Genomic DNA, 25,804 nt, shown 5'->3' with positions numbered 1-25,804 from the left:
GTCAGTCCACCGCCGCACGCCAGCTCCAGGCGGTACGCCTGGCCCGGCCGGGCAGCTCACCGCGACCGGTCATCCACAGCAGCACGTCGGGGGCGGCGCCGGTCGGGGCGTCCGGGAAGAGGCGCCGCAGCACCAGGGTGCTCAGCCGCTGCGGCGGCTGCCATTCCACCCCGAGGCCGAGGGTGACGTCGTGGGTGTGCAGCAGCGTCTCGGCCACCCCCATCGCGGCGAAACCCGCCGGGTCGCACGGGCCGAAGTGCCAGGCCCGCGCGTCCGGTGCGGCGGCGTCGACGGCGGCGGCGAGCAGCCCGGCGCAGGCGCGCACCACGGTGAGCACCCGCGCCGGGCCCGCGGTGGGGGAGACCCGCAGGTCGTACGGGAGGTAGCCGTCATCGGGGCTCGCGCTGACCTGGCCGGCGTACGCGAGCAGGTCGTGCGCGACGTGCGCGGCGGTGGTCCAGCAGCTCCACGTCAGCGTGCCGGCGGGCACCGACCAGTCGCGCTCGCGGTGCGGGTGCAGCACACGCGTCATCTCGTCGGCCGCCTCAAGCAGGTCGGCGCCGGTCACCACTGGCATCCGTCGACCCTGGCAGTTGGCCCCCGACGGTGCAAGCGGGATCGTCAGCCGGCCGCGGCGGGGTGCGAGTCGAGGCGGTCTGTCGAACCCGCCGCCAGTGCCCGGTCGACGTGCTGGATGCCCGCGCGGACCAGGTCGCCGTACTGGTCGGCCGGCAACCGCGTGACGAGGCTCCGCGCGGTGGCCAGGTGTGCCCGGGCCCGGGTGGTGTTGTTCAGCCGTCGGTGCACGTCGGCCAGATTCAGGTGCAGCGACGGCAGGAAGCCCTGCACCTGAAGGGCGTGGTGGTACCGCTGGGCGCGGTCGTCGGTGAGGTCGGCGACGGCGGCGAGGGCGCGTTCGTCCCACACGAGTTCGGCGTCGGCGGTGTCCTGCAGGTCGGCGAGGTGGTGGGCGAGCGTGCAGCGGTGCAGCGCGTCGCCGGCGGGGCCGATCTCGTCCCACAGCGTGCTGAGCAGCTCGCGGGCCTGGGTCGATGCGCCGGATTGTCCGAGCTGCACCGCCTCGATGATGCGCGCCATGATCGGGTCGGGTGTTGGCTGGTCGTCCATGCCGCCGATGCTCGGGCCTCGACCCGGTGGAGAGTCAACTCGCCGCGGTCTCACCGGGGGCGGTGTGCGGATGTCCAGCCCTGCTGCTGCAGTCGTTCGATGCCGTCCAGCAGCAGGTCCAGCGCGAACTCGAACTCGAACTGGTCGTCGCAGCCCTGCCCCACCACCGACGCGTCGTCGTGGGACGCCGCCATCGCGATCTCCGCGAGGTGCGGAAACCGGGCCGCGATCTCTGGCGGCATGGCCGTCGGCGGGTCGGCCTCGGCTGTCCCGGTCTGGCCGGCGCGCCGGGAGGCGTCGAACAACTCCTGGCTGAAGCCCAGGATCCGGCTGCCCATCGCGTGCATCACGTGGTGGGCGAGGTCGGCGGAGAACCCGCCCGCCCGCAACGTCGCGACCATCGAGTCGAGGTAGTCCAGGACGGCCAGCGTGGCCATGTTCCGGGATTCGATCGCCAGCGCCGCCCACGGGTGGCGTCGCAGCATCTGCCGTGCCGAGAGGATCCGTAGGCGGACCACGTGCTTCCAGTCCGTGTCCTGCGCGGGTGGGTCGATCTCGCCGACGACCACGTCGATCATGCCGTCGAGCAACTCGTCCTTGTTGGCCACGTGCTTGTAGAGGGCCATCGGCACGACGCCCAGATCCTGAGCGAGGTTGCGCATGCTGAGGGACTGGATCCCGGCCGCGTCGGCGAGGGCGACGGCGGCGCGCAGGATCCGGTCCCTGGTCAACGGCGTTCGGTGCAGCGTCTGGGCCATCGTGGTCCTCGTCTTCCGGTGGCGGTAGAAACCATAACCGCCTTGACAGGTGTACGGCGTACACCTACCTTTTCCTTAGGTGTACGCCGTACACCAGAGGGAGGGGTAATGAAGGCGATCATCCAGGACCGGTACGGCCCGCCGGAGACGCTCACACTCGCGGACGTGGACGTGCCGACGCCCGCCGACGACGAGGTGCTCGTTCGGGTGGAGGCCGCCGCGCTCAACGCGTACGACTGGCATGTCATGCGCGGCGACCCACGGCTGGCGCGACTGACGACGGGCCGGTCGGCACCCCGGGCCCGCATCCGGGGCCGCGATGTCGCCGGCCGCGTCGAGGCCGTCGGTGCCGCCGTTGGCCAACTGCGCCCGGGCGACGCCGTCTTCGGTGATCTGGGCGACGCCAACGGCGCCTTCGCCGAGTACGTGTGTGTGCGCGAGTCCCTGCTCGCGACCAGGCCGACGAACCTGACGGCGCAGCAAGCGGCCGTGCTGCCGCTTGCCGGCGTCACCGCCCTCATGGGGCTGCGCGACGTCGGACAGGTCGAGCCCGGCCACCGCGTGCTCATCAACGGTGCCTCCGGCGGTGTCGGCACCCTCGCGGTCCAGCTGGCCAAGCTGCTCGGCGCGACCGTGACCGGCGTGTGCAGCACCCGCAACGTCGACCTGGTGCGCTCGCTCGGCGCCGACCACGTCGTCGACTACACCCGCGACGACTTCACCCGCGACACCCGCCGCCACGACGTCATCCTCGACCTGGTCGGCAACCGCACGCTCACCGCGCTGCGGCGGGTGCTGACCCCGACCGGGACGCTGGTGCTCTCCGGCGGCGGCACCTACCGCGGCGGCAGCCTCGTGGGCCCGGTCTGGCTCATCGCACGCGGGCGGCTGCTGGCACCCTTCGTCCGGCAGCGCATCGTCACCGTCGCGGCGACACCCAGCCGTCCGCACCTCGAGACACTGCGCGCCCACGCCGAGGCCGGCCGCCTCGTCCCGGTCATCGACCGAAGCTATCCGCTGCACGCGACGGCCGACGCCATCAGGTACCTCGAAGGCGAGCACGCGCGGTCGAAAGTCGTCATCACTGTCTGATCCGTCGCCGGCGGTGCGCAGGTCGACGTGACTCCAGCCGTGCTCGGCGATCGAGGGGCAGACGTCCGAGGTGGCGTCGCAAAATTACAAGCTCCTGCCCAGATCTTGCAGCCGGCTGTCCGATTTCCGTAGGCTGCCGTGGTGAGCGAACATACCCTGGTCGAGGCGAGGGATCTGACCAAGATCTATCCGCCACGCGGGTCCACAGCGGAGTTCCGCGCGGTCGACGGCATCGACTTCGAGCTTCAGCGGGGGGAGTCCTTCGGGCTTCTCGGCCCCAACGGTGCCGGGAAGTCCACCACCATGCGGATGATCGCCGCGACGTCGCCGATCAGCGGCGGCAGCCTGCGCGTGCTCGGGATGGACCCGATGAGACAGGGACCGGAGATCCGTTCCCGGTTGGGCGTCGTGACGCAGGACGACTACCTGGACAACGAGCTCACCGTCCGGGAGAACCTGCACATCTACGGGCGATACTTCGGCCTGCCGCGGGCCGTCATCCGCGAACGCGCGACCCGGCTGCTGGACTTCGCCCAGCTTCAGGAGAAAGCCGGCGACCAGGTCGAGACACTGTCCGGTGGTATGCGCCGGCGGCTGACCATCGCCCGCTCCCTGATCAACGAACCCGACATCCTGCTGCTCGACGAGCCGACCACCGGGCTCGACCCGCAGGCTCGGCACATCCTGTGGGACCGGCTCTTCCAGCTCAAACAGGAGGGCGTCACGCTCATCCTCACCACGCACTACATGGACGAGGCCGAGCAGCTCTGCGACCGGCTCATCGTGGTCGACCACGGCCGGATCGTCGCGCAGGGCTCACCCCAGGAACTGATCACCAGGTACGCCACCCGGGAGGTTCTCGAACTCCGCTTCCGCCTCGACGAACGGGACACCGCAGCGGAGAAGCTCTGCACCTCGGCGCTGGTCACCGGCGGCAACGACGCCGACGGCCGCGTCGAGATGCTCCCCGACCGGGTGCTCGTCTACACCGCCGACGGCGAGGCTGCCCTCGCCACGGTGCACGCCATGTCGCTCACGCCGCTCACCGCACTGGTCCGCCGCGCGACGTTGGAGGACGTGTTCCTCAAGCTCACCGGCCGATCGCTCATCGAGTAGCAGGAGAGACCACTGGTGCTTCGCGCATTCGGATACTGGGCCACGCTCTACCGACGCACCTGGCGTGGCTCGATCGTGCTCAACGTGCTGAACCCGTTGCTGTTCCTCATCGGCATCGGCGCCGGCCTGGGCGCCCTCGTCGACGACAACGCGCCGGCCCAGATCGCCGGTGTCTCCTACGCGGCGTTCTTCGCCCCGGGCATGCTCGCCGCGGCCGCGATGCAGAACGCGTTCCTGGAAGGGTCCGCAGGGGTCGCCCGTGCCGCGGGTTTCGGGGCCTACCGGGGCGCCACACCGACACCACTCGACCCGGAGCAACTCGCCGCCGGGCACCTGCTGTTCATCACCTTCCGGGTGCTCATCGCCAGCGCTGCCTTCATCGCGGTGATGGCCGCGTTCGGGCTGATCGGAGGATGGTGGGCAATCGGCGCCCTGCTCGGCGCGACACTGACCGGGGTCGCGTTCGCGGCACCGGCCGCAGCGTGGGCAGTCGGCGTGCGCAAGCTGCGCCACATCGACACGGTGTTCCGCTTCGTCATCATGCCGCTCTACATGTTCTCCGGCACGTTCTTCGCGGTCTCACAGCTACCCGAGTGGATCCGACCGGTCTCCTACCTGCTGCCGCTGTGGCACGGCGTGGAACTGTGCCGCACGCTCAGCCTCGGCACGGCGACGATCACCGGCAGCTCCGTGCACATCGCCTACCTGCTCACGCTCGCGATCGGCGGCTTCCTCGTCGCCCGGGTCACCTACCGCCGACGGCTGCACCCGTGACCGCCCACGTCCAGAGCCTCGGGGAGACACCATGACCACCGTCGTCGTACCCACCTGGACGAGACGTCGAGCCCTGGCACTCATCGAACGCAACTTCATGATCTACCGCCGGTCGGTCACGCCGCTGCTCAACGCGCTCGTCGAACCGATCCTGTACCTGCTGTCGATCGGTGTCGGCGTCGGGCTGCTCGTCGGCACCGTACCGGGGGTCGATGTCCCGTACGCCGTCTACGTGGCCCCGGCGATCCTGGCGACCACCGCGATGAACACCGCGTTCAACCAGACCAGCTTCGGCGTCTTCATCCGGATGAAGGTCGAGAAGACCTACGAGGCGATCCTGCCGACCCCGCTCTCCGTCACCGACATCGCCGTTGGCGAGGTCACCAGCGCGATGATCAACGCGTTGCTGACGTCGATCGGATTCCTCGCCATCATGGCGGTCGGTGGGCTGGTCACGTCGGCCTGGGTGCTGCTGGCCCTACCGGCGTCGGTGCTGATCTCGTACGCGTTCGCCGCGGGCGGACTGGCTGTCACGACGTACCTGCGCGACTTCCCCGACTTCCAGTACATCCAGCTGTTCATGCTGCCGATGTACCTGTTCGCGACGACGTTCTATCCCCTGTCGGTCTACCCGGAGGCGGTGCAGCCCCTGGTCCGGGTGCTGCCGCTTTATCACAGCATCGAACTGGTCCGCGAACCCGCGCTGGGCCACCTCAGCTGGGACCTGCTGATCCCGGTGGCCTACCTCGTCGCGTTCGGCTCGATCGCGATGTATGTCGCCACCCGTCGAATGACCCGTGCGATGCTGCGCTGACACCACCTCGGACGCGGGCGCGCACAGCGCCTTGCTGTGCGCGCCCGGGGGACCGGTCGGCCTTCCCTACCGCCAAAGGACAGTCGGGTCGGTGCGGAAGCCGACCGGCAACCTACCGTCGGGACGCCTCATCGCTGGGCGACGATGGCCTCGAGGACCGAGCGGGCGGATGTCGGGCGGCGACCGATGAGGGTTTCCAGCGTCGGGTCGGTGACGGCGAACTCTCCTCGTCGCGCCGCGCGGTAGATGCCGAGGGTGAAGTCGGCTGCCGCTGCGGGCATGCCACGGTCGACGGCAGCGGTCTTCCACTCCTCGTCGTCGACGACCACTCGGGTGATGGCGCGTCCCGTGATCTCGGTGAGGATGCCGGCCACCGCCGCGAGGTCGAGCATCTCCGACGCGGTAAGCGGAGCCGTGATCCCGTCGAGTACGCCGTCCTCAGCGAGGGCGATGGCTGCGGCCTCGGCCAGGTCGGCGTGCGCGGTCCAGGACACCGGGCCGTCCGCTGGCGCCACGAGCTGCCCGGTCTCCAGCGCCGCACCGATGGAGTAGCCGAGCGTGCTCGCGTAGAACCCGTTGCGCAGGGCGGTGAAGGGAATTCCCAGGCCGACCAGGTACTCCTCGGTCGCAGCGTGCGTGAGCTGGGCGGCAAAGAGCGAACCCCTGGATGCGGCCTGGTGGCTGGTGTACAGGATCCGCTTGGCTCCCGCGGCGTGGGCGGCGTCGATGGCGGCGCGGTTCGCGACGAACGCGCCGGCGCCGCGAATGGCAGCAGACACGACGAGGACCGCGCCGGCTCCTTCGAAGGCGTGCGCCAGCGTGTCCGGGTCGGTGAAGTCGCCCGCGCGGACCCGCACACCACGCTCGGCGAGGCCCGCGGCCTTGTCGACGTCGCGCACGCTCACGCCCACGTCGTGTGCGGGTGCCCGCTCGAGAAGCCGGTCGACGATCTGGGACCCGAGGTGACCAGTGGCACCGGTGACGACGAACATGCTGCACTCCCTGCTGTTATCGGCGATGCACCATGGACGTTAGCAGTGATAATTCACGGATAACAAGTTGCTGTTAGCATCGGTTCATGGTTTCGGTACAGGACACGGCATCCCGGGACGACGTCCGATCCGGGATCATCGCGGCAGCCACCCAACTGCTGCGCGAGAAGGGCGCGAACGCGGTGACGACGCGCGCGGTCGCCCAGGCGGCGGGCGTGCAGGCGCCGACCATCTACCGGTTGTTCGGTGACAAGGACGGTCTCGTCGACGCCGTCGCCGAGCACGTCATGGCCACCTACGTCAGCAGCAAGTCGACGGCAGCGGAAGCCGAGCATGGTGACCCGGTGGCGGATCTGCGCTCCGGATGGCGCACGCACCTGGAGTTCGGGTTGGCAAACCCTGAGCTGTACGCGCTCATCGCCACGCGAGGACGCGGCGCACCCTCGCCGGCCGTGGTGGCGGGCATGGAGGTACTGCGCGCTCGCGTACGGCGACTCGCCGCGGTCGGCCTGCTCCGCGTCGACGAGCAGCGCGCGCTCATGATGATCCACGCCGCGGGCAACGGAACCATCCTCGCCCTCCTGGGAACGCCTGCCGAGGAGCGCGATCTCGGTCTCGGTGACGCCATGTTCGATGCCGTGCTCAGCAGCATCCTGGCGACCGCTCCGGCGGCACCCGACACGACCACGAACACGATCGCGGTGACATTCGCGACGGTGGTCCCCGACCTCCCCGGGCTCAGCGACGCCGAACGTGCGCTGATGACCGAGTGGCTCAGCCGATCGGTGACTCGCCCGTAGCCCAGCCCCGGAGCTGCCTTGAAAGGACTTCCTGGGATGGTGTCGTATCCGGGCGCAGCCGTTCGTGGACCTGGTGTGTGGCGGCCGGCCGGGCCGCCGCGCACGAGGGTTCGGGAAAGGCCCTCGTCCAGGGACTGAGAGGAGACAGCGGTGACGGAGTACCTGATCGCCTTCAACGATGAGTGGGTGCCCCCGCACACGGCGGAGCAGTTGCGCGAGAAAGGCACGGCCGGGCGGGCCCTGATCGAGGAGATGCGCGCCGAAGGTGTCCTGATCTTCAGCAACGGCGCGCTCGACCGGTCGACCGCGGTGTGCGGTGTCGAGTCGGTGGACGGCAAGCCCGTCTTCACCGACGGCCCGTACGTCGAAACCAAGGAGCATCTCGGCGGCTTCGCCGTGGTGGACGTGCCCGACGACGCGACGGCGCGGTACTGGGCCGGCAGGCTCGCGACCGCGCTCGACTGGCCGCAGGAGGTACACCGGTTCCCCGGCCGCGGAGAGAAGTGAGCGCGGTACCGAGGCGCCTCCGAGCCCTGCTGGGGTCATGATCAGTCCCACCGTCGAGCAGGCGATCACCCGCGCCCACTCCCCGCGGTGGGCACGGGTGATCGCCAGCCTCGCGCGCCGCTTCGGCGACCTCGACGTCGCCGAGGAACCAACGGCCGAGGCGTTCGCAGCGGCTGCGCAGCGGTGACTCGCGGGCGGCGTACGACCGGGCCATCGGCCTGGCCGGCAACCCTGCGGAGCGGGCCTACCTCACCCGCCGCCGCGACCAGCTCGCCGGCTGACCTACACCGCGACGTCCCGGCCCAGGTGATCGGCGTACGCGGTGATCCACCTAGCATCGCGTTGGTAGAGCCCGACGTGACCGCGAATGTCCTGTGCTTGATCAGCCCGGGCCTCGGTGAAGGCGGCGAGGTCGTGTAGTCGATCGACTGCGACCTGGACGATGTGAGCAGGCTCCAGCCCCAAGCCGTAAGCAGCGCAGAGCATGCGCAGGCGACGTGCCCGCTCACACAGATCACTGCCGATGGCGTCGGGGTTGTCTGGGTCTGCCAGCGGCACCAGCCGATAGGCAAGATAAGCCAGATCCCACGACCGGGGACCGGGCGAGGCAGTGTCCCAGTCGATGACTCCCGTGAGCCTCCGGTCAGTGAAAACCATGTTGTACGGCGCGAAGTCGTTGTGACAGATGACCTCAGCCGGCTGCCGCACCGGGAACTGCCATACGGCGTCGGTGGTGTCGAATCTCGCGCTGGCCTGGTGGAGCTGTGCGAGAAAGGCACCGGCATCGGTGAGAACGTCCTGGCTCCAGATCCAGTCTGGTAGCGGGTACTGCGGCACGACACCCGGCAGGTACGAGACACTGTCGCGTCCGCGCTCATCGGTGCCCAGCGGCTGCGGCGCCCAGGTGAGGCCGCGCTCATGAAGGTGGCCCAGCAGGTGTTGGATCGTCGGGCTCCAGGCACCGGCACCTCGCCGGACAGTGTCGCCAACGCGTGTCGCACCGCCCATGTTGCCCCCGTGCAGCACTTCCTCCTGCTCGCTTACCGCGCTCGCGCTGTGATCGTTCATGCTCGACATTCTGAGAGGGGTCACCGAGTCACCCGCGTGCCGACACAACGGGCGGGCGTCAGCCTTCCGGGTGTCCGTCGTAGACGCGGATTTTGTACTCGGTGGTCTCCAGCGCCAGGCCGAGCTCACGGATCTGCCGCGTGATTCGGTCTTGCTGGTCGAGCATGATGCGGCGGCGTTCCGGGATGGTGCTCGGGCCCTGCTCGACGAGCAGGATGTAGCGCTTGAGGTCGGTCATGGTCATGCCGGACAGGCGCATCCGGGTGAGGAAGACGAGGCGGCGCAGGTCGAACGCGGAGTACTCGCGGTACCCGGAGGCGTTGCGAGCGGGCGGCACGAGTCCCTCCTGCTCGTAATACCGGAGGGTGTGCGTCGACAGGCCGACAAGCCGGGCGGCCTCGGCAACACTCTTGGGCATCGCCGAGGCCTCGATCGTGGCGTCGTCGAGCAGCTCGTGCAGCGCATCGATCGCCGACGAGGATGGCCCGTCGCTGGCAGCGAGGATGCGTTCGATCAGCGCTTCAGTGGCCATGGCCCACAGCGTACGGCGATCAGAACGCGCGCACCGCGGGCCGCATGCCTGGGAAGTCTGCCGACTCGCTCACAGACGCCCATTTCTCGACGTCGTCGAGCGCACCACGGTAGACGCGGGTGAGATTGCGAACCGCCTCGGCACCGAGCGGGAGCCGGAGCGGCGCGTCGGGGGTGTCGAGGATGTCGCGGATCACCCGGGCGGCGCGTGCCGGGTCGCCCTCCTGGATGCCGTCGGCCTCGGCCATGTTCGCGCGCACGGCACCGATGGCCTCGTCGTAGATTGAGCTCTGCTGCGCTGTGTTGAGCACGTCGGCGGCGTTGAACGCGGTGCGGAAGCGACTGGGCTCGACGATGAGGACGCGGATGCCGAACGGTGCGACCTCGCCCGCGAGCGCCTCCGACCAACCCTCGAGCGCGAACTTGCCGGCTGAGTAGCTGCCGACGGCGGGGAACGACATCCGCCCGCCCTGGCTGCTCATCTGCACGATCGCACCCGAGCGACGCTCCCGCAGGTGGGGCAGCACGGCACGCACAAAGGCGGCCGGGCCGAACAGGTGCTGCTCGAGCATGGCCCGCAGCGCGGCATCCGTGATCTCTTCGGCGGCGCCGACCTGTCCGGCACCGGCGTTGTTGACGAGCACGTCGACGCGCCCGAACACCTCCAGCGCCCGCTGCACGACCGCGGCCGCTCCCGCCGTGTCGCGCACATCGTGCTCGATGGCGAGGAGCCGATCCCCGTACCGCGCCTTGAGCCCGTCGAACCGGTCGGCCCGGCGCGCGGTCCCGATCACATGCTCGCCGGCCGCGAGTGCCGTTTCGGCGAGCGCCAGGCCGAGGCCCGAACTCGCACCCGTGATGATCCATGTCTTCGTCTCGTTCGTCGTGGTCATGGCCCCGACGCTAAAGCTTCGAGCGCGCTTGAAAGCAAGCCGCGCTCAGGCTCGGGAGGCGACGAGCGGCCCGGCCCGCTTGCGCCCCCACGCGCCATCGGGGTTAGCGCTGTGGATCAAGCTGTCGTCGCGCTGCTCTTCGGAGATCGTTTCTCCAACCACGCCTGGACTTCGACGATGACGGCGTCACGGGGCTCGTCGGGCCCGACCCGGACAGGGCGTGCGTCCCCGTCGAACAAGACGATTCCGTCGACGTCGCAAGGACCAGTCCAGGCCTGGTGTCGGTGCTCTGAAAGGAGGGGCGGAACTCGCCAAAGCATTTCCATAACCTATGAATATAAAAACGCTATGCTTCGAGCGTGAGTCGTCAAGACACCGCTCCTGGCGCGTCCGCCGCCATCGGGGCAGCCCTCTACGGCCTGGCCACCAGGGCCGCGAGACGCCTGCCCCGGGACATGAGCCTGACGTCCGCTGCCACCCTGGCCACCCTGGACCGGACCGGCCCGCGGCGCATCACCGATCTGGCCGCGGTCCAGGGCGTCACCCAGCCCGCGATGACCGCCCTGGTCCGGGTGATGGAGGAGTCCGGCCTGGTCGAGCGGCGGGGCGACGCGTCCGACAAGCGGGTCACGCTGGTGTGCCTGACCGAGGCCGGCGCCTCCTATGTCCGGACGCGGCGCCAGGCGGGCGTCCACGCATTCGAGCGGTTGATCGGCGAGCTCACCGGCGACGAGGTCGAGGCGCTGGTGGCGGCCCTTCCGGCGCTGAAGCATCTGGCAGAGCTCGAAAGCCAGGACCGCGAAGGGCCGAAGCAGTGACCGGGCTGCCGGTCGGCGGAGTCGCGGTGAAGGCGTTCCCGGTGGCGCGTTCCGAGGCGCGGCTGCTGGTCCCCGCCCTGATGTTCATCGCTCTGGTCGTGGCGGCGGTCGCCAGCCTCGGGACGCCGCTCATCACCAGCGTGGCGACCTCGTTCCACGTCTCGCTCGGCAGCGCGCAGTGGACGCTGACCGTCGCGCTGCTCAGCGGCGCCGTTGCCACGCCGGTCCTGGGCCGGCTCGGAGCCGGCCCGCACCGGCGGACCACGATCCTCGCCACGCTGGCGGTCGTCGTCGCCGGCAGCGCGCTCACCGTGCTGCCGCTGCCGTTCGCGTGGTTGCTGGCCGGCAGGGCGGCCCAGGGCGTCGGGCTCGGGCTGACGGCGCTGATGATGGGCGTGGCCCGGGACCACCTCCCCGAGGAGCGCAGCGCGGCCGTGATCGCCCTGATCTCGGTGGTCTCGATCATCGGGGCCGGCGTCGGCTACCCGCTGGCCGCACTGCTCGCCGAGCTCGGCGGGGTACGGGCCGCCTACGGCCTCGGCCTGGTCGTCACCGCCGCCGCCCTCCTGACCGCGTGGCGCTCCATGCCCGAAGCCCCCGAAGGCCGCTCCGCCCACCTGGACGTGGCAGGCGCGGTCGTCCTGGCCGCTGCGCTGCTCCTGGTGCTGTTCCTCGCCGGCGAACGGAATCTATGGAGCCGGCACCTCGCCGTGGCGGCGGGCCTCGCCGTCGTCGGGGTGGTGCTGCTCTGCGTCTGGGCCGTCATCGAGCTGCGCAGCACGACGCCCCTGGTCGATGTGCGGGCGGTGCGGCACCCGGCGGTCGCCGGGGCGAACCTCGCCATGTTCGTCGGCGGGATCGGCATGTACCTCCTGCTCACGCTCATCACCCGGTACGCGCAGACGCCGCACGGCGCCGGCTACGGCTTCGGGCTGACGACCTTCGTCGCCGGGCTGGTCCTCATCCCGTTCTCGCTGCTGGGGTTCGTCGCCGGCAAGCTCACGCCGCGGGTCCGGACGCGGATCGCCGACCCCCTGCTCCTGGCCGGCAGCGCCGTCGTGGTCGGCGGCGGGTTCGCCCTGTTCGCGGCGGCCCGGTCGGACCTGGCCGAACTGTTCGCGGCGATGGGCGTGCTCGGCTTCGGCGTCGGCGGCTTCTCGGCCGCGATGCCCGGCGTCATCCTGGCCGTCACCCCCAAGAGCGAGACATCGAGCGCCATGAGCTTCAACTACGTCGTCCGCAGCGTCGCGTACTCCCTGGGCAGCGCCATCGGCGGCCTCATCCTCGCCGCGGGCACCGCCTCCGGCCACCTCTTCCCCGACGACAGCGCCTACACCACCGCGGCGCTGGTCGGCATCGGCGCCATGGCGATCACGACGCTGACAAGCCTCGCTCTCGCCCGCCGACGCTCGTCCGAGACCAACCCGTAAGTCAGATGCACTCATCCCAACACTGGAGGTTCCATGCCCAAGGGCTACTGGGTCAGCGCCTACCGCACCATTTCAGACCCTGAGAAGCTGGCTGCTTACAACAAGCTGGCCGGTCCGGCCGTCGAGGCCGGGGGCGGTCGGATCCTCGCCCGTGGCAGTCGGGTCGTGGCGCATGACGCCGGAATCGTCGAGCGCACCGTCCTGATCGAGTTCGACAGCTTCGAGCAGGCCGTCGCGGCGCACGAGAGTGCGGCCTACCAGGAGGCGCTGGTCGCCCTCTCCGACGGCGTCGAGCGCGACTTCCGCATCGTCGAAGGCATCGACTGACCGAGGTCCAGTCGGATCTTCACTGAAAGCCCGCCGGGCGGCCAGCACCTTGGGCGCCACATCGGCGAACAGGCGCGGTGGCAATCCGATCGACGGCGCTTAGCCGGCGGGCTGCCCGTCTCGTTCTTCTCCTCGAAGGTGATGTCGGCCAAGGCGCAGATCCGCTCCAGCGTGTCAGCCTCCAGTCGGGACACGATCCGTAGCGACCCGGCCGTCTCCGACTGCCGCAGGGCCGACCCCACGATCCGGGAGACGCGACCCGGTGTTGGCGGCTCGATCTTCTCCTCGCGCAGATGCTTGAGCAGCTCTTCACGGACCCGCTCGGGCCGCCGTTCAGCGTGCGCGACGTTCTCCGCCAGCCACCCCGCGACAGACCTCAGCGACCTGGGCCAGGGAACTCCCGGGTTGTTTCTTACTACTGCACAGCGCTCGCCCAGCTCAGTCCGAAGCGACACCGTCCTTGGGCTTCGTCACTCGCCTGCGCCACCCAACGGTGATTTATTGGATTGCCAGTAACAGTAATCCAATAAATCACCACCACGAAAGGGGCATAACGCACCTGCACCATAATGACAGTTAATGTGCGTAACGCGTCAGGCTGGTGTATGGCCGGTTGGGAGACGGGATGGCGAGGTACACGACGACGCGGTGACGTTCGTGGCCGGCAGGTGAAGGTGTCGCCTGGAGACCTGGGCCTGACGGAGTGGTCCGGGCGCACGGCGGAGCGGCACCGGGCGTCCATCCGGGGACACGTCCTGATGACGATCGCGCCGAGGTCATGACGCGGGTGACCGGCTCGTTGGACCGGTTCGGGATCTCGGACGCAGGCCGGAGTGCGCCGATGTCGTCGCCGATGAGGCGGGAGACACGAGTCCGTTGAACCAGTGGCTCCAGCTGACCGTCAACCTGAGATGGATGCCGCGCCTCTAAAGGCGTTTGGCTCGGGCAGCGGCCAGGCCGGCAGTTCGCAGAATGAGAGGCGTCAAGTGAGTCAGCCGAGTGTGAAGATCAACGATCAGCGGATTGCGTACCTGGAGAGCTCTGCCGACCGTCGCGACGCAGACAGCCCCACGGTCGTCTTCGTGCACGGCAACTCGTCGTCGGCCAAGACCTGGCGTCCGCTGATGGCGGACGAGTTCGGTCGGCGGTTTCGCTGCATCGCACTGGACCTGCCCGGCCACGGGCAGTCCGAGCCGTCCAGGGATTCGGCCGACTACTCGCTGCCGGGATACGCAGCCCTGCTCACCGGTCTCGTGCACGAACTTGGCATTGCCCACCCGGTCATCGTCGGGTGGAGCCTCGGCGGCCAGATCGTGATGGAAGCGGCGCCCCAGCTGCCGAACGCGGAAGGTTTCGTGATCTTCGGCGCGCCGCCGGTCACGTCGCCTGAGCAGATAGGGGAGGCGTTCCTGCCGAACCCGGCGATGGGTGCCCTGTTCACCGAGCGCGTCAGCGAATCCGAGGCGAAGCTGGCCGCTGAGAGCTTCATCGCGCCCGGCTCGTCGCTGGACACCGGCGAGTTCGTCGCCGATATCCTGGCCACCGACGGCGCCGCCCGCGCCGGGCTGGGGGCCAGCGTTGGGGCCGGCCGATTCGCGGACGAGATCGCGGTCATCTCAGCACTCCGCCAGCCGCTCGCCATCGTGCAGGGTGCCGGCGAGCAACTGGTGAGCGTCGATTATCTGCGCAAGCTGACCGTCCCGACCCTGTGGCGCGGCGAGATTCAGGTGCTGGCCGGCGTCGGCCATGCTCCACACCAGGAGGCACCACAGCAGTTCGCGGCCCTGCTGTCGGAGTTCATCGGCGACCTTGCCCAAGCACGGCTGGGGGAACGCCGTGAGCTCGCCGAGTGAGATCTTCCTCGACGAGGCGTACGGCAAGCTCGCCCGCCGGCCCGCGCTCGACAAGGCGTTGCTGGTCGGCCACCGCCGCGAGACGAGGGGGAGCCCCGGCGCCGACCCAGGAGCGGGTCCGCTCATCTGCTGGGTTCAGATGCAAGACCTGAGCTGGGGCGTCTCACGCGTAACCGACGTTCTGCGTCCACCACGGGCCGTTGTCGAGGTGTGGGCCGACGCCAATGACGGAGAACTCGGGATTCAGTAGGTTAGCCCGACGCCCGGGGCTGTTCATCCAGGCATGAATCACCTCGTGCGGCCGACTTTGACCCTTGGCGACATTTTCTGCGCCAGGCTGGGCGTACCCGTGTGACCGCATCCGGTCGAAGGGCGTAACGCCATCTGGGTCGATGTGGGAGAAGAAGCCACGCCGCGCCATGTCGGTACTGTGGCTGCGTGCTGCCTGGCGAAGCAGCTCATTGATCTTCAGCGGGGGCACGCCAGCCTTAGCTCTAGCTTGATTCGTCAGGTGCACCACTGGCCGTCAGAGAAGGTGCGCGCTGGCCCTCCCGCAACGGCTACGCACCACCACCATGCGCGCCCCCGTCGCGACACCGTCGGCGGCCCTGAGCCGAGCCAGCACCCACTACATCCGGGCGTACGCCGCGCGTGCCAGCGCCACCTCCGCCGCCTGGCGCTCTCGCCAACGGCGCTGACTGTCGCGATTGCACGCGCGGCACGTCCGGCGGTACCGCCCCGTTGATTCATCAATCTCGCGGTCGTGTCCGTTGCGGCATGTCGGAGCCTGCGCTCTCGTGCGGCAGTTCTCCGCGTGACTGACCTGTCGCAGATGCGTGGGTTCGACGCAGTCCTTGACGTTGCAGAGGTGGTCGACTTCCAAGTCAGGGTCATAGCCCCCGACGAAGACGGCGTAGGCCGCGATGTGTGCCCACGCCCGGCCCGCGACCTTCTGGTAGACGCCGCGCTGTGTGCCGTAGCCACGGATGATCAGGCAGCCGTCATCCTGTCTGATCGATCGCTCGGTGAGATGCTGCCGGAGAGTGTCCTCGGTGAAGTGTCGTGACAAACCGTTGATCTCGCTTAGCACACCGTCACCCTATGCCATACCCTCCGACCCATGGGCGTGTCCGACGCACCATGGCGATCATGACTTTGTCCCACACCTTTGAGCCGATTCTGCGCCGCATCGCCGCCGAGATCGAGACTTCACGACGCTCACGGGACTATCGGTGTTCTGACCGCGGACCTTCTTCAAACAGGCTGTCCTGCTGGACTGTGTCCTTCCGGGTCTGGGCACTCAGCGAGGAGGTCACTGTGATCACGCCACGGCTCAGGGTTGCCGCGTACGCGGTGTGTCTGCGGGACGAGCATCTTCTGCTCGCCCGTTGGGTCTCGCCCGACGCGGCTCGGCGGCACTGGACGCTGCCCGGCGGTGGGGTCGAGCACGCCGAAGATCCGTTCGACGCCGTCGTGCGGGAGGTGGCTGAGGAGACGGGGTACGAGGCGCAGGTCGAGCAGTTGCTCGGTGTGAACTCGAGAACAAGGAACGTGGATAGCTACGACGGCGAGGTTGTCGACCTGCACATGCTGGCCGTCTTCTACCGGGCCCGGATCGTTGGCGGTGAGCTTCGACCCGAGACGGACGGCACGACCGACCTGGCACGGTGGATACCGATGGCGCAGGTCTCCACCCTGGAGCGTTCCGTCGTCGTCGACATTGGGCTTGGGCTGCACGGCAGCGCGTCGCCCACCGGGCACGCGGAGCCGATCCAGATGACCGAACTCCTGCGGCACTGACCGGCAAGCCGTTCATCGTCACCGAAGCATCCGGCGCACCGACATCGCGATCGTGTACGTCCGGGGCGGCGACTGTGGGGGACAGGGAGTGCTGGGATCAGTCGGCCCGCAGACCGTGGTCGATGAGATCGATCATCCACGTGAAGCTCTCGTCGACGTCGACGTCGATCTGAAAGCCGCCGGCTGCTTCCAGGGTGGCGAAGCCGTGCATCATGCTGCGGAACATCCGGAGGGCGTGGATCTCCTGGCCAGGATCCAACCGGTACCCGCGTAGCGCGGCGGAGAGGGAGGCGAGCACTCGGTCGCTCGCGGGGATGAGCGGGTCGTCAGGCCCGGTCGGACGGGCAGCGTTGCCCGCCGCGTACCGGCCGGGGTGCTCCCTTACGTACGTCCGCATCGCCTGGGCGGCGGCGGCCAGGGCGTCGCTGCCGGCTCGACCCTGGGTGGCGTCGCGGATGGCATCGCCGACCTCCGTCATGGCCAGGACGGCGATCCGGTGGGCGAGGTCGGCCAGGCTGTCGACGTGCCTGTAGAGCGATGGGGTCCTGACCCCGAGCCGTTCGGCGAGCAGGCCCATGCTGAGCTGGGCGAACCCGATCTCGTCGGCCAGGCGGGCGCCGGCTTCGACGACCGCCGCCGGGGTGAGTCCGGCCCTAGGCACGAGCGGCCGTCCTGGCCAGGAACGGCAGAGCCAGCGCGAGGACCTTCTCGGGTGTCTGGGCGTGCGGGTAGTGGCCGGCGCCCTCGATGACCACCAGCTCACCGAGGCCGCTGGGCAGGTCGGCAATGATCTTCTCGCCCTCGGCGCGCGGGTCGGCCCAGTCGGGGTCGGCGCTGCCCTCGATGACCAGGACCGGGCAGGCGACGTTGGGCAGTTGTGCGCCGGCGTCACCCGGGTCGGACTTGCACATGGCCTGCAGGGCCTTCATTCGCCCGGGCTCGCTCAGCTTGGCCTCGATACGCGCCAGTTCGCCGTCCCAGTCGGCCGGCTTGACCGGGTACGCCACGTCGAGGTACTTCTTCCAGCTCGGCAGGCTTCCCCGAACCAGGGTCATTGCCAGGTGGGTGGAGCCGTTCCGGTAGCGCTTCACCCGTACCAGCCCGCCCAGGGTGATCGACTGTTTGCGGGTGAACGGGGCCAGCTCGATGACACCGGTGATCAGGTCGGGGGCCGTGGCGGCGGCGATGGTCGCGGCACCACCACTGATCGACTGGCCGATGATCACGGCCGGACCGCCGAGGTGGCGCACGACGGCGAGCAGATCACCGGCGATGTCGGTGCGGCTGTAGCCGTCCCAGCCGAGGCTGGAGTCACCGCAGCCACGGATGTCCACGTTCGCGACCCGGTAACCGGCCGCGGCCAGGGCCGGGGCGACGAAACGGTAGGAGTGCCGGCTGTCGCCGATGCCGTGCGCAAGGACGACCAGGGGACCCTCGCCGCTCACGTCGTAGGCGATGGCGTTACGGCCAACGGCCAGGTACTCGGTCATGACATCCTCCAAGGGGTAACTAACGAAGTTAGTTAAAACCTAACGTCGTTAGCTTCGCGGGTCAAGCTGACCGTCCGCACCACCGGCTCCGGGCCGGTCACCACCCCCATGTCGGTAGCCAGACCTCGGCGTCGGGCGCCTCCGTTCGCCTGGAGACGAGGTGGTCGCGAAGTGTGCTGAGCGCCGGATGCGGATTGTCGTCGCGCCAGATCAGTGACATGGGGTAGATCGGTGCCGGGTCACGCACCGGTATGCGCCGCAGGTCGTAGCTGTCCGGCCACAGATATCGGGTGCGTTCGCCGGCCAACGTCGCCAGTTCCGCGGAGTCAGCGATCTCGGCCAGCAGTGCCTCGTTCCCGAAGACCGGCCCAACCAGATCGATGGTGAGGCCGAATGCCACGGCGAGTTCGTCGTAGTAGTCGGCCCATTCGGTACCGGGGGCCATGCCGGGCATCCAGATGCGATGGTCGGCGAGTTGTGCGGGCGTGACCGCGCGGGCGTTGGCGAGCGGATGGCGTGGCCCGACGAGGAGCTCGTGGTGCTCGTCGATCACGCGCGCGGCCCTGATCGCGGCTGGCAGTTGGCGGGCGGGAACGGTGACGGCGTGGAAGGTGGCGTCGATCGCCCCCGCCTCGACAGCGGCGGTCGCGGCGTGGACGTCGGCGTCGAGGGTGACGACATCCAGCTCGATCCGCGGATACGTACGGTGGAAGTCCTGCAGCAGCACCCCCGGCGCGATCCGTCGACTGTGGACATCGACGCGGAGCGCACGCCGACCGGGGCGCACCGAAGCGTCGGCACGCGCCTCCGCCCGGAGAAGCTCCCGGGCGTGGGGTAAGAAGGCCTGGCCGTCGATCGTGAGTTGGGCGCCGCGAGCCGTGCGGGTGAACAGCCGCACCTGCAGGTCCTTCTCCAGCGCGGCGATGCGCTTGGACACGGCCTGCTGGCTGATCGACAGCGCGCTGGCGGCGTCCTGGAACTGGCCGGCATCCGCGGCGGCGACGAAGGTACGCACGGCGTCGAGATCCATGGTCAAACCCTACTCACACAACATTTGGTTGTGGCTCGCCGCCGCTTCGGTTGTTTGACCCCTCATCCCAGGCCTTGCTTTGATCCCATCGGTCAACGGCGAGTTGTTCAACGCGGGGGAGGTGGGGCTTGGCCGCGAGACGATCCCTGGGTCGGCAGTTCGGATGGTTGTGGGCGGCGTACGCGGTCAGCGCCTACGGCTCCGGGTTCGGGTTCGGTGCCTTGCCGATGATCGCCGTGCTGGTGTTGGATGCCAGCCCCGCTCAGGTGTCCGCATTATCCGCGGTGGGTCCGGCGGTGGGCGCGGTGATCGCGTTGCCGCTCGGGCCGTGGGTCGAGTTTCACCGCAAGCGGCCGGTCATGATCGCGATGGACCTGGCCCGGTTCGCGGTCATGATGACGATCCCCATCGCGTACGCCCTCGGTCGGCTCAGTTTCCCGCAGTTGCTGGCCGTCTCGGCCGTGGTCGCCACCGCCAAGATCGCTTTCAACGCGGCCAGCGGCGCCTACCTCAAGGCCCTCGTCCGGTCGGATGACCTGCTCGTGGCCCACGCGAGGTTCGAGTCGACGACGTGGAGTTCCATCGCGGTCGGGCCGCCGCTGGGCGGGGCGGCGGTCGGCCTGTTCGGGCCGGTCGCCATCATCGTGGCCGACGCGCTCAGCTACCTGCTCTCCGCGCTGGGCATCACGGCCATGCGCGGCCGCGAGGAAGACCCGCCGCACACCGAGAAGCGCCGAATCCGAGCCGGCGAGTTGCTCGACGGCTGGCGGCACCTCCTGAGCCATTCCGGCCTGCGGGCGCTCTACCTCAACCAACTACTCGTCGGCGGGCTGATCATGGCCACCGAGCCGCTGTTGGCCGTGCTCCTGCTCGGCGAACTCGGCTTTCCACCCTGGCAGTACGGCCTCGCCTTCGCCGTGCCCTGCGTCGGCGGGCTCATCGGCTCACGCCTGGCCCGCCGGGTCGTGGCCCGGTACGGCCAACACCTGGTTCTTCGTACCGTCGGCACGTTGCGCGCGATCTGGCTGATCGGCCTTGCCTTCGTGCAGCCCGGCGTCGCCGGTCTCGTGACGGTGATCGCGGTCGAGCTGGCAATCATCATCAGCATGAGCCTGTACAACCCGGTGCTGGCCACCTACCGCCTCGAGCACACCCCCAGAGACCGCATCGTCCGTACGTTGTCGGCCTGGTCGATCGGCAGTGGCCTTGCCATCGCCATCCTCAGCGTGCTCGGCGGGCTGCTCGCCGACGTCACCAGCCCACGCACGGCTGTCACGGTCGCGGGACTGCTGATCCTCGCCAGCCCGCTGCTGCTACCCCGCCGCCCCGACCCCGGAGTCGCATCAGATCGCGAGTTGGTGTCAGCCACCCTGACGTGACGGCACTGGCCCAGCCACTCCCGGTACGCGCACGAGGGGGCTCGTGCTTCCACATTTCCCCGTTGACGATCGTGCGATGCCCGGATTGGGAGGCTGAGCCAAGCGGCCGGCTTGTGGTCACTACACCTGGCGCAGGGCCGCGATGCCGGTCAGGAAGATGTCGACGCCGGCGAGGAACTGCTCGCGGTCGTCGTGCTCGCGCAGCTGCGTCACCGTCGCGTGCGTGAACGGGTACCTGCCCGGGTCCAGTTGCGCCCATTGCGCGGCGGCCGTGTTCAGGAATGCCTCTCGGTCCGTGTCCTGGCCGGTGAGGTGCCGGGCGTTCGCGGCATTCTGTACGGCGACACCGAGGACGTAGTTCACGAGCGTGCCAGCCGCGTCGAAGCGCGCCTTCTCGGGAACGGCGAGTGCGTCCAACAGCCTGCCGATGCTCTCGTAGAAGTCCAGCAGCGCGGGCCGCCACGGTTGCCGGGAGAGTTCTGCCCCGACCCAGGGGTGGGCGTCGATCGCGTCGAACAGGCCCAGGGCGACGCGACGCAGGGTTTCGCGGGGGGCCCCGTCGGTGACGGCGCTGGACAGCACACCGGTGATCACATCGTCGGTGGCCGCCGCGAGCAGGTCGCTCTTGTCCGTGACGTGGTGGTAGATCGCGCCGTAGCCGGTTTTCAGGCGAATGGTGAGGGCGCGCAGCGTCAGCGCGTTCTCACCGCCGCTGTCCAGGATCTCGGTCGCGGTCTGAATGATCAGCTCCCTGGACAGGCTGTCCGTGCGCCGCGGGTGCGCGGATCCGTTCGCACTTCTCTTCGCCATGGCCTCAGTATGGCATCTGTGGATCGTCGCTCCAACCCGTGTTAGCGTCCCTTTGGAGCGGCGATCCAAAGGGGTCGTCCAGAGGATCCGGGAGGATCACCATGACGACACCGGTCACGATCATCGGAGCAGGTCTGGGCGGCCTGGTGCTGGCCCGCGTGCTGCACGTGCACGGCGTTCCGTTCACGGTCTACGAGGCGGAGGCGTCCCCGTCGACGCGCGCGCAGGGCGGGCTGCTCGACATCCGCGACCACAACGGCCAGCCGGCGCTGGAGTCGGCGGGCCTGACCGAGGAGTTCCGCAAGCTCATCCTGGAGGGACGTCAGGCGATGCGGCTCCTGGACCGACACAAGAACCTCCTGCTCGACGTGCCCGACGACGGCACGGGTGGCAGCCCCGAGGTGCAGCGCGGTGAACTGCGGCAGATGCTGCTCGACTCGCTTCCGGACGGCACCGTCCGGTGGGGCCACAAGGTCAGCGGCGTCCGCACCCTCGGCCGGGGCCGCCACGAAGTGGCCTTCGCGGACGGCACCACCGTCGTCACGAGCCTTCTGGTCGGCGCGGACGGCGCCTGGTCCCGGGTTCGACCGCTGCTCTCCGACGCGACACCCGAGTACACCGGCTTCTCCTTCATCGAAACCCGCCTGTTCGATGGCGACACCCGACACCCGACCAGCGCGGAAATCGTCGGCGGGGGAGCGATGATGGTGCTGGAGCCGGGCAAGGGGATCCTGGCCCACCGCGAGCGCGGCGGGAACCTCCACACCTGGGTGATGCTCGCCCGGCCGCGGGACTGGTTCTCCGCCATCGGCTTCGCCGATCCCGACGCGGCCACCGCTCGAATCGTGCAGGAGTTTGACGGCTGGGCGCCGGAACTCACCGCTCTGGTCACCGATGGCGAGACCCCGCCGATCCTTCGCCACATCTTCACCCTGCCCGTCGGGCACCGGTGGGACCGGACGCGTGGGGTGACCCTCCTCGGCGACGCCGCACATCTGACGGCCCCCAATGGCGAAGGCGCCAACCTGGCCCTGTTCGACGGCGCCCAACTGGGCAGGGCCATCGCCGCGCACCCCGACGACATCGAGACCGCGCTCACCGAGTACGAGCAGGCGATGTTCGTGCGCAATGTCGCGGCCAACGCCGAGGCCCCCGACCTGCAGGACATGCTGGGCGACGACACGCCCCACAAGCTGATCAACGCCTTCACCGGCAGCTGACGCAACCCCCGGCTCGCCCTGTACCGAGCCGCGTACCCGTGAACAGTCGCGGGCGTCGGTGCTCGCCCGCGGCCTGCCCACGGGGGCTGCTGCGGCAGCTAGCTGCTCACCGGATAGTGGGCTGATCAGCTCGTCTTCGCGATCCTGGCTCACCAGTGGCGGGCCCGGACCCGCGCGCCGCTGTCGTGATCGACTGCCACAACGACGCGCGGGTCGCTCGACACCTCAGGCCTGGCGGCCCAGCCAATCGCGGTAGGCGGTGGGCGCGATGACGGCGTCGTCGGCGGCGATGAGGACGTCGCCGGGCACGGCGGCGAACATGCCGGCGCTGTCGTCGGTGGTGACGGTGCGCTGGTCAGCGCGGGCGGCGAGAGTGATCCTCCCCAGCTCGTCGAGTCCGAAGACGTCCGGGCCGGCGATGTTGCGGATGCCCTGAAGGGGCGCTCCCATGCTCACCTCGGCGACGGCCTGCGCCACGTCGGCGGCGGCCATGGGCTGCACCGGGGTGCTGGGCAGGCGGACGGTGGTGTCGTCGGCCGTCCAGGAGAGGATCGCGTCGACGAACTCGAAGAACTGGGTGGCGCGCACGATCGAGTACGGGACGGGACCGGCCTTGAGGATGTCCTCCTGCAGGACCTTGGCGCGGTAGTAGTCCAGGTCGGGCACCTGGTCGACACCGACGATGGAGAGCACCACCGCGTGGCCGACGCCCGCCTGACCGGCTGCGGCCAGCAGGTTGTCCATGGTCGTCTGGAAGAAGGCGGGCGAGGCGTCGTCGAAGGTGGGCGAGTTCGTCAGGTTGACGACGACCTCGGCGCCCGTGAGGGCCTCGGACAGGCCCTGCCCGGTGAGGAGATCCACCCCGGTGGACGGCGACAGCGGCACCGCCTCGTGCCCGGCGGCCCGCAGGATCTCGACGACCTGTGACCCGATGAGGCCGGTTCCACCCAGTACGGCGATTTTCATGTCCATGCACCTTCCCGTGACGTTGCGGCCGTCTGTCCGGCTTTGAGGCAGCCGATACTCGGACCTCTTCTGTCCGAGAACTATACTCGGACACAACGAGTCCGAGTAATGGGGTGGCTAGGGTGAGGCCATGAAGATGTCCGGCGGGGTCGAGTGGGCGCTGCACTGCTGCGTGGTGCTCACTGTCAGCAGCACCCCCGTCCCGGCGGCCAAACTGGCGGAACTGCACGACGTCTCCGGCAGCTACCTCGCCAAGCAGCTCCAGTCGCTCGCCCGCGCCGATCTGATCCACTCGGTTCAGGGCAAGTCGGGCGGCTACGTGCTCACCCGCGCTCCGGAGAGCATCACGCTGCTCGACGTGGTCCGGGCCGTTGACGGCCCCGGTCCCACCTTCGTCTGCACGGAGATCCGCCAACGCGGTCCGTTCGCGACGCCGGCCGACTCCTGCACCACACCGTGCCCGGTCGCCCGCGCCATGTGGGCGGCCGAGGACGCGTGGCGCCAGGCGCTCGCCGCGGTCACGATCGCCGATCTCGCCCGCGACGTCGACGCCAACTCCGGCCCCGAGGCCCTGGCCGGCATCCACACCTGGCTCACCGGCGAGAAGGCCGGCTGAGCCCGGTCACCCGGTGTGGCGTACCTCGGTGTCCCAGATCTGCGCCCACGGACGCCGCAGCCCTCGGCACACGTGGATCGGGCCGCCGTTCTCGTCGTTCTCCACCTCGACGCGCTGGTCCACCCGCCCGGCGAGCGTGCATTCGTCGAACCAGGCGTTCAGCGGCGCGAGACGTTCCCAGCCGACGACGATCACCACGTCCGCATCGGCGGGTGGCCGGCCGAAGTCAGCCATGCTGTTGTGCCCGGAGAATGCGGTGGGAAGACCACGAGCAGGACCGTATCGGGCCACCGCACCGGCCTCGCCATAGTTGGCGGTCAGAATGACCGCCCGTGCCCGCTCCTCGGATGACAGGCCACGGTGGACGGTGGCGAGCGAGTCGGCGAACGCCGGCCAACCGATCGTCTCGCCGGCGTCGTAGTTGACGTCGACCACGAAACCGGGCAACCGCTCGGCCGGCAGGACCGGCAACAGCAGCACGACGTTGGGCAGCAGGAACGGTACCGCGCCCAGCGCGAGCAGCGCCCGACGCAGCCGGACGCGCCCGCGCGACGCCCACGCGACGGTGACCACCGCGCCGGCGGCGGTGAGGACCAGCAGCAGCGGCGCGTCGTAGTAACCCTTGCCACCAGCGATCAGCACGACGCCGACCACGACCAACCAGGCCCAGGCCACCGCCCGGTACGCCCGCCACGCCGGTCGGCGCAGCAGCGCGACGAGGCCGGCGATCCAGATCGGTACGGCGTACGGGCTGATGATGACGAACTGGAGGGTGAACGCGTCGAGGCGGCCACTGTAGGAGCTGTCGCCGTCGGCGATGGAGGCCGCGACACCGAGCTGGGGGAACCCGTGCGCGGCCTGCCAGATCAGGTTTGGCGCGGCCAGCAGCGCGGCGATCCCGGCGGCGGCGAGCACCCACCGGTCACGCAGGAGCCGACGCGGCCCGGCGATGAGCACCCCGGCGATCAGACCAACGGCCAGCAGCGCGGGCAGCACCTTGCTGAGCATGCCCACGCCGAGCGCCAGCCCGATGCCGAGCGCCCAGCGGCTGTCACCGGTGCGCAGCAGCCGCACCGCGCACCACACCGCGGCCAGCCAGGCCAGCAGGTCGACGGTGGTGGTGCTGAGCAGGTGCCCCCCGGCGAGCACGATGCCGGACAGCGCGGCGAGCACCGCCGCGAAGGTCTGCGTGCCCCGGCCGGCGCCCAACTCGCGGGCGATGGCGGCGACCAGCAGCACCGCGCCGCCGGCCAGTAACGCCGACGGCGTACGCAGCACCACCAGGTTGCCCGGCGCGATCATGTCCAACAGTCGGGCCAACGCCGGGACCAGCGGGCCCTGATCGACGTAGCCCCAGTCCAGGTGGTGACCGGCGAGCAGGAAATACAGCTCGTCGCGGTGATAGCCGTAACGGCCGGCGAGCAGCAGCAGCGTCACGCTGGTCGCCGCAGCCACCAGCCACGGGGCGCGTGTGCGCGGACCGGGCTCCGGTTGGTGCCCCGGCGGTGGCGCCCCAGCCGGTCGGTGAGGTCGGCCGATATCGATCGCGGAATCGCTCACCCGCTCATCATCACCCGTGAAGGCGCCGCGTG

At 69.5% G+C, this 25,804-nt stretch carries 30 protein-coding genes and 1 pseudogene; 16 read left to right on the top strand and 15 right to left on the bottom strand.

Annotated elements, in window-relative coordinates:
• Position 1: 1 nt before the first annotated feature.
• Genes ACQEUX_RS08155 through ACQEUX_RS08145 form a run of 3 tightly spaced genes read right to left on the bottom strand, consistent with a single transcriptional unit; the run spans position 2 to position 1,886 of the window.
• Positions 2 to 577 carry a maleylpyruvate isomerase N-terminal domain-containing protein gene (locus ACQEUX_RS08155; RefSeq protein WP_433043577.1) on the bottom strand — a complete coding sequence of 192 codons (576 nt, stop codon included), beginning with the start codon at positions 575 to 577 and terminating at the stop codon, positions 2 to 4.
• 44 nt (positions 578 to 621) lie between these two features.
• Positions 622 to 1,128: a hypothetical protein gene (locus ACQEUX_RS08150; RefSeq protein WP_433043574.1), complete on the bottom strand. Its 507-nt coding sequence runs from the start codon at positions 1,126 to 1,128 to the stop codon at positions 622 to 624.
• A 50-nt stretch (positions 1,129 to 1,178) separates the two neighbouring features.
• Positions 1,179 to 1,886 (bottom strand): TetR/AcrR family transcriptional regulator, encoded by a 708-nt coding sequence (locus ACQEUX_RS08145; RefSeq protein WP_433043571.1) that lies wholly within the window; start codon positions 1,884 to 1,886, stop codon positions 1,179 to 1,181.
• A gap of 108 nt (positions 1,887 to 1,994) precedes the next feature.
• Between ACQEUX_RS08145 and ACQEUX_RS08140 the strand changes: the two genes are divergently transcribed.
• The 4 genes from ACQEUX_RS08140 to ACQEUX_RS08125 all read left to right on the top strand — a co-directional run bounded on the left by ACQEUX_RS08140 (position 1,995) and on the right by ACQEUX_RS08125 (position 5,682).
• Positions 1,995 to 2,978: an NAD(P)-dependent alcohol dehydrogenase gene (locus ACQEUX_RS08140; protein ID WP_433043568.1), complete on the top strand. Its 984-nt coding sequence runs from the start codon at positions 1,995 to 1,997 to the stop codon at positions 2,976 to 2,978.
• A 138-nt stretch (positions 2,979 to 3,116) separates the two neighbouring features.
• The gene (locus ACQEUX_RS08135) at positions 3,117 to 4,094 is read left to right on the top strand and encodes an ABC transporter ATP-binding protein (RefSeq protein ID WP_433043565.1); all 978 of its coding nucleotides are present in this window, start codon (positions 3,117 to 3,119) and stop codon (positions 4,092 to 4,094) included.
• A 15-nt stretch (positions 4,095 to 4,109) separates the two neighbouring features.
• Complete coding sequence (locus tag ACQEUX_RS08130) at positions 4,110 to 4,868, top strand: ABC transporter permease (RefSeq protein WP_433043563.1); 759 nt, start codon at positions 4,110 to 4,112, stop codon at positions 4,866 to 4,868.
• 31 nt (positions 4,869 to 4,899) lie between these two features.
• Positions 4,900 to 5,682 (top strand): ABC transporter permease, encoded by a 783-nt coding sequence (locus ACQEUX_RS08125; protein WP_433043560.1) that lies wholly within the window; start codon positions 4,900 to 4,902, stop codon positions 5,680 to 5,682.
• Between the two features lie 128 nt (positions 5,683 to 5,810).
• Here ACQEUX_RS08125 and ACQEUX_RS08120 read toward each other — a convergent pair whose 3' ends face one another.
• Positions 5,811 to 6,674, bottom strand: a complete 864-nt coding sequence (locus ACQEUX_RS08120; RefSeq protein WP_433043558.1) for an NAD(P)H-binding protein — start codon at positions 6,672 to 6,674, stop codon at positions 5,811 to 5,813.
• An 86-nt stretch (positions 6,675 to 6,760) separates the two neighbouring features.
• Between ACQEUX_RS08120 and ACQEUX_RS08115 the strand changes: the two genes are divergently transcribed.
• From ACQEUX_RS08115 to ACQEUX_RS08105, 3 genes and pseudogenes are all read left to right on the top strand, one after another.
• On the top strand, positions 6,761 to 7,474 hold the full coding sequence (locus ACQEUX_RS08115) for a TetR/AcrR family transcriptional regulator (RefSeq protein ID WP_433043555.1): 714 nt from the start codon (positions 6,761 to 6,763) through the stop codon (positions 7,472 to 7,474).
• A 150-nt stretch (positions 7,475 to 7,624) separates the two neighbouring features.
• Positions 7,625 to 7,981, top strand: a complete 357-nt coding sequence (locus tag ACQEUX_RS08110) for a YciI family protein (RefSeq protein ID WP_433043552.1) — start codon at positions 7,625 to 7,627, stop codon at positions 7,979 to 7,981.
• Between the two features lie 37 nt (positions 7,982 to 8,018).
• A pseudogene (locus ACQEUX_RS08105) lies at positions 8,019 to 8,165 on the top strand (RNA polymerase sigma factor); the annotation flags it as partial.
• Between the two features lie 98 nt (positions 8,166 to 8,263).
• Here ACQEUX_RS08105 and ACQEUX_RS08100 read toward each other — a convergent pair.
• Genes ACQEUX_RS08100 through ACQEUX_RS08090 form a run of 3 tightly spaced genes read right to left on the bottom strand, consistent with a single transcriptional unit; the run spans position 8,264 to position 10,473 of the window.
• Positions 8,264 to 9,049 (bottom strand): phosphotransferase, encoded by a 786-nt coding sequence (locus tag ACQEUX_RS08100; protein ID WP_433043549.1) that lies wholly within the window; start codon positions 9,047 to 9,049, stop codon positions 8,264 to 8,266.
• A gap of 58 nt (positions 9,050 to 9,107) precedes the next feature.
• Positions 9,108 to 9,581 (bottom strand): MerR family transcriptional regulator, encoded by a 474-nt coding sequence (locus ACQEUX_RS08095; RefSeq protein ID WP_433043546.1) that lies wholly within the window; start codon positions 9,579 to 9,581, stop codon positions 9,108 to 9,110.
• 19 nt (positions 9,582 to 9,600) lie between these two features.
• Positions 9,601 to 10,473, bottom strand: coding sequence for an SDR family NAD(P)-dependent oxidoreductase (locus tag ACQEUX_RS08090; protein ID WP_433043544.1), 873 nt, complete (start codon positions 10,471 to 10,473; stop codon positions 9,601 to 9,603).
• Between the two features lie 359 nt (positions 10,474 to 10,832).
• Here ACQEUX_RS08090 and ACQEUX_RS08085 point away from each other — a divergent pair, with 359 nt between their 5' ends.
• The 5 genes from ACQEUX_RS08085 to ACQEUX_RS08065 all read left to right on the top strand — a co-directional run bounded on the left by ACQEUX_RS08085 (position 10,833) and on the right by ACQEUX_RS08065 (position 15,151).
• Positions 10,833 to 11,291, top strand: a complete 459-nt coding sequence (locus ACQEUX_RS08085; RefSeq protein ID WP_433043541.1) for a MarR family winged helix-turn-helix transcriptional regulator — start codon at positions 10,833 to 10,835, stop codon at positions 11,289 to 11,291.
• A complete protein-coding gene (locus tag ACQEUX_RS08080; RefSeq protein ID WP_433043538.1) occupies positions 11,288 to 12,721 on the top strand; it encodes an MFS transporter in 1,434 nt (477 codons plus the stop codon). The genes ACQEUX_RS08085 and ACQEUX_RS08080 overlap by 4 nt, the downstream gene beginning before the upstream one ends.
• A 33-nt stretch (positions 12,722 to 12,754) precedes the next feature.
• Positions 12,755 to 13,048: a DUF1330 domain-containing protein gene (locus ACQEUX_RS08075; protein ID WP_433043535.1), complete on the top strand. Its 294-nt coding sequence runs from the start codon at positions 12,755 to 12,757 to the stop codon at positions 13,046 to 13,048.
• Positions 13,049 to 14,049: 1,001 nt separating this feature from the next.
• Positions 14,050 to 14,901 carry an alpha/beta fold hydrolase gene (locus ACQEUX_RS08070; protein ID WP_433043532.1) on the top strand — a complete coding sequence of 284 codons (852 nt, stop codon included), beginning with the start codon at positions 14,050 to 14,052 and terminating at the stop codon, positions 14,899 to 14,901.
• Positions 14,885 to 15,151, top strand: coding sequence for a hypothetical protein (locus tag ACQEUX_RS08065; RefSeq protein ID WP_433050005.1), 267 nt, complete (start codon positions 14,885 to 14,887; stop codon positions 15,149 to 15,151). Before ACQEUX_RS08070 ends, ACQEUX_RS08065 begins: the two co-directional genes overlap by 17 nt.
• Here the strand turns inward: ACQEUX_RS08065 and ACQEUX_RS08060 are convergent.
• Both ACQEUX_RS08060 and ACQEUX_RS08055 read right to left on the bottom strand, forming a co-directional pair.
• Positions 15,065 to 15,382, bottom strand: a complete 318-nt coding sequence (locus ACQEUX_RS08060) for a CAP domain-containing protein (RefSeq protein ID WP_433043529.1) — start codon at positions 15,380 to 15,382, stop codon at positions 15,065 to 15,067. The genes ACQEUX_RS08065 and ACQEUX_RS08060 overlap by 87 nt on opposite strands.
• Positions 15,383 to 15,529: 147 nt before the next feature.
• Positions 15,530 to 15,991: an HNH endonuclease gene (locus ACQEUX_RS08055; protein ID WP_433043526.1), complete on the bottom strand. Its 462-nt coding sequence runs from the start codon at positions 15,989 to 15,991 to the stop codon at positions 15,530 to 15,532.
• A 227-nt stretch (positions 15,992 to 16,218) separates the two neighbouring features.
• Here ACQEUX_RS08055 and ACQEUX_RS08050 point away from each other — a divergent pair, with 227 nt between their 5' ends.
• Positions 16,219 to 16,701 (top strand): NUDIX hydrolase, encoded by a 483-nt coding sequence (locus ACQEUX_RS08050; RefSeq protein ID WP_433043523.1) that lies wholly within the window; start codon positions 16,219 to 16,221, stop codon positions 16,699 to 16,701.
• A gap of 97 nt (positions 16,702 to 16,798) precedes the next feature.
• Here the strand turns inward: ACQEUX_RS08050 and ACQEUX_RS08045 are convergent, their stop codons facing one another.
• From ACQEUX_RS08045 to ACQEUX_RS08035, 3 genes are all read right to left on the bottom strand, one after another.
• The gene (locus tag ACQEUX_RS08045; RefSeq protein WP_433043520.1) at positions 16,799 to 17,362 is read right to left on the bottom strand and encodes a TetR/AcrR family transcriptional regulator; all 564 of its coding nucleotides are present in this window, start codon (positions 17,360 to 17,362) and stop codon (positions 16,799 to 16,801) included.
• Positions 17,355 to 18,191 carry an alpha/beta fold hydrolase gene (locus tag ACQEUX_RS08040; RefSeq protein WP_433043517.1) on the bottom strand — a complete coding sequence of 279 codons (837 nt, stop codon included), beginning with the start codon at positions 18,189 to 18,191 and terminating at the stop codon, positions 17,355 to 17,357. Before ACQEUX_RS08040 ends, ACQEUX_RS08045 begins: the two co-directional genes overlap by 8 nt.
• Before the next feature lie 97 nt (positions 18,192 to 18,288).
• The gene (locus tag ACQEUX_RS08035; protein ID WP_433043514.1) at positions 18,289 to 19,221 is read right to left on the bottom strand and encodes a LysR family transcriptional regulator; all 933 of its coding nucleotides are present in this window, start codon (positions 19,219 to 19,221) and stop codon (positions 18,289 to 18,291) included.
• Positions 19,222 to 19,349: 128 nt separating this feature from the next.
• Between ACQEUX_RS08035 and ACQEUX_RS08030 the strand changes: the two genes are divergently transcribed.
• On the top strand, positions 19,350 to 20,600 hold the full coding sequence (locus ACQEUX_RS08030) for an MFS transporter (protein ID WP_433043511.1): 1,251 nt from the start codon (positions 19,350 to 19,352) through the stop codon (positions 20,598 to 20,600).
• Positions 20,601 to 20,720: 120 nt separating this feature from the next.
• On the opposite strand, the gene ACQEUX_RS08025 is transcribed toward ACQEUX_RS08030, so the two are convergent.
• Positions 20,721 to 21,410: a TetR/AcrR family transcriptional regulator gene (locus ACQEUX_RS08025; protein ID WP_433043508.1), complete on the bottom strand. Its 690-nt coding sequence runs from the start codon at positions 21,408 to 21,410 to the stop codon at positions 20,721 to 20,723.
• A 101-nt stretch (positions 21,411 to 21,511) separates the two neighbouring features.
• Between ACQEUX_RS08025 and ACQEUX_RS08020 the strand changes: the two genes are divergently transcribed.
• Positions 21,512 to 22,630 (top strand): FAD-dependent oxidoreductase, encoded by a 1,119-nt coding sequence (locus tag ACQEUX_RS08020; RefSeq protein WP_433043505.1) that lies wholly within the window; start codon positions 21,512 to 21,514, stop codon positions 22,628 to 22,630.
• Positions 22,631 to 22,855: 225 nt separating this feature from the next.
• Here the strand turns inward: ACQEUX_RS08020 and ACQEUX_RS08015 are convergent, their stop codons facing one another.
• On the bottom strand, positions 22,856 to 23,596 hold the full coding sequence (locus tag ACQEUX_RS08015; protein ID WP_433043502.1) for an SDR family oxidoreductase: 741 nt from the start codon (positions 23,594 to 23,596) through the stop codon (positions 22,856 to 22,858).
• Positions 23,597 to 23,726: 130 nt separating this feature from the next.
• Between ACQEUX_RS08015 and ACQEUX_RS08010 the strand changes: the two genes are divergently transcribed.
• Complete coding sequence (locus ACQEUX_RS08010) at positions 23,727 to 24,212, top strand: RrF2 family transcriptional regulator (RefSeq protein ID WP_433043499.1); 486 nt, start codon at positions 23,727 to 23,729, stop codon at positions 24,210 to 24,212.
• A 6-nt stretch (positions 24,213 to 24,218) separates the two neighbouring features.
• Here ACQEUX_RS08010 and ACQEUX_RS08005 read toward each other — a convergent pair whose 3' ends face one another.
• Positions 24,219 to 25,649 carry a glycosyltransferase family 39 protein gene (locus tag ACQEUX_RS08005; protein ID WP_433043496.1) on the bottom strand — a complete coding sequence of 477 codons (1,431 nt, stop codon included), beginning with the start codon at positions 25,647 to 25,649 and terminating at the stop codon, positions 24,219 to 24,221.
• Between the last annotated feature and the right edge of the window lie 155 nt (positions 25,650 to 25,804).

This window comes from Micromonospora sp. CA-259024, from assembly GCF_050936255.1.
Lineage (GTDB): Bacteria > Actinomycetota > Actinomycetes > Mycobacteriales > Micromonosporaceae > Micromonospora.
Note: the sequence above shows the minus strand (reverse complement) of the source record. Positions and strands in the feature narration are given on the sequence as shown.

What these genes read in the sequence shown, in the direction of transcription:
- ACQEUX_RS08095 (WP_433043546.1), bottom strand. Translation starts at nt 9,581, where the DNA reads ATGGCCACTGAAGCGCTGATCGAACGCATCCTCGCTGCCAGCGACGGG.
- ACQEUX_RS08140 (WP_433043568.1), top strand. Translation starts at nt 1,995, where the DNA reads ATGAAGGCGATCATCCAGGACCGGTACGGCCCGCCGGAGACGCTCACA.
- ACQEUX_RS08155 (WP_433043577.1), bottom strand. Translation starts at nt 577, where the DNA reads ATGCCAGTGGTGACCGGCGCCGACCTGCTTGAGGCGGCCGACGAGATG.
- ACQEUX_RS08100 (WP_433043549.1), bottom strand. Translation starts at nt 9,049, where the DNA reads ATGAACGATCACAGCGCGAGCGCGGTAAGCGAGCAGGAGGAAGTGCTG.
- ACQEUX_RS08035 (WP_433043514.1), bottom strand. Translation starts at nt 19,221, where the DNA reads ATGGATCTCGACGCCGTGCGTACCTTCGTCGCCGCCGCGGATGCCGGC.
- ACQEUX_RS08120 (WP_433043558.1), bottom strand. Translation starts at nt 6,674, where the DNA reads ATGTTCGTCGTCACCGGTGCCACTGGTCACCTCGGGTCCCAGATCGTC.
- ACQEUX_RS08125 (WP_433043560.1), top strand. Translation starts at nt 4,900, where the DNA reads ATGACCACCGTCGTCGTACCCACCTGGACGAGACGTCGAGCCCTGGCA.
- ACQEUX_RS08015 (WP_433043502.1), bottom strand. Translation starts at nt 23,596, where the DNA reads ATGAAAATCGCCGTACTGGGTGGAACCGGCCTCATCGGGTCACAGGTC.
- ACQEUX_RS08115 (WP_433043555.1), top strand. Translation starts at nt 6,761, where the DNA reads ATGGTTTCGGTACAGGACACGGCATCCCGGGACGACGTCCGATCCGGG.
- ACQEUX_RS08040 (WP_433043517.1), bottom strand. Translation starts at nt 18,191, where the DNA reads ATGACCGAGTACCTGGCCGTTGGCCGTAACGCCATCGCCTACGACGTG.
- ACQEUX_RS08090 (WP_433043544.1), bottom strand. Translation starts at nt 10,473, where the DNA reads ATGACCACGACGAACGAGACGAAGACATGGATCATCACGGGTGCGAGT.
- ACQEUX_RS08150 (WP_433043574.1), bottom strand. Translation starts at nt 1,128, where the DNA reads ATGGACGACCAGCCAACACCCGACCCGATCATGGCGCGCATCATCGAG.
- ACQEUX_RS08075 (WP_433043535.1), top strand. Translation starts at nt 12,755, where the DNA reads ATGCCCAAGGGCTACTGGGTCAGCGCCTACCGCACCATTTCAGACCCT.
- ACQEUX_RS08145 (WP_433043571.1), bottom strand. Translation starts at nt 1,886, where the DNA reads ATGGCCCAGACGCTGCACCGAACGCCGTTGACCAGGGACCGGATCCTG.
- ACQEUX_RS08020 (WP_433043505.1), top strand. Translation starts at nt 21,512, where the DNA reads ATGACGACACCGGTCACGATCATCGGAGCAGGTCTGGGCGGCCTGGTG.
- ACQEUX_RS08025 (WP_433043508.1), bottom strand. Translation starts at nt 21,410, where the DNA reads ATGGCGAAGAGAAGTGCGAACGGATCCGCGCACCCGCGGCGCACGGAC.
- ACQEUX_RS08010 (WP_433043499.1), top strand. Translation starts at nt 23,727, where the DNA reads ATGAAGATGTCCGGCGGGGTCGAGTGGGCGCTGCACTGCTGCGTGGTG.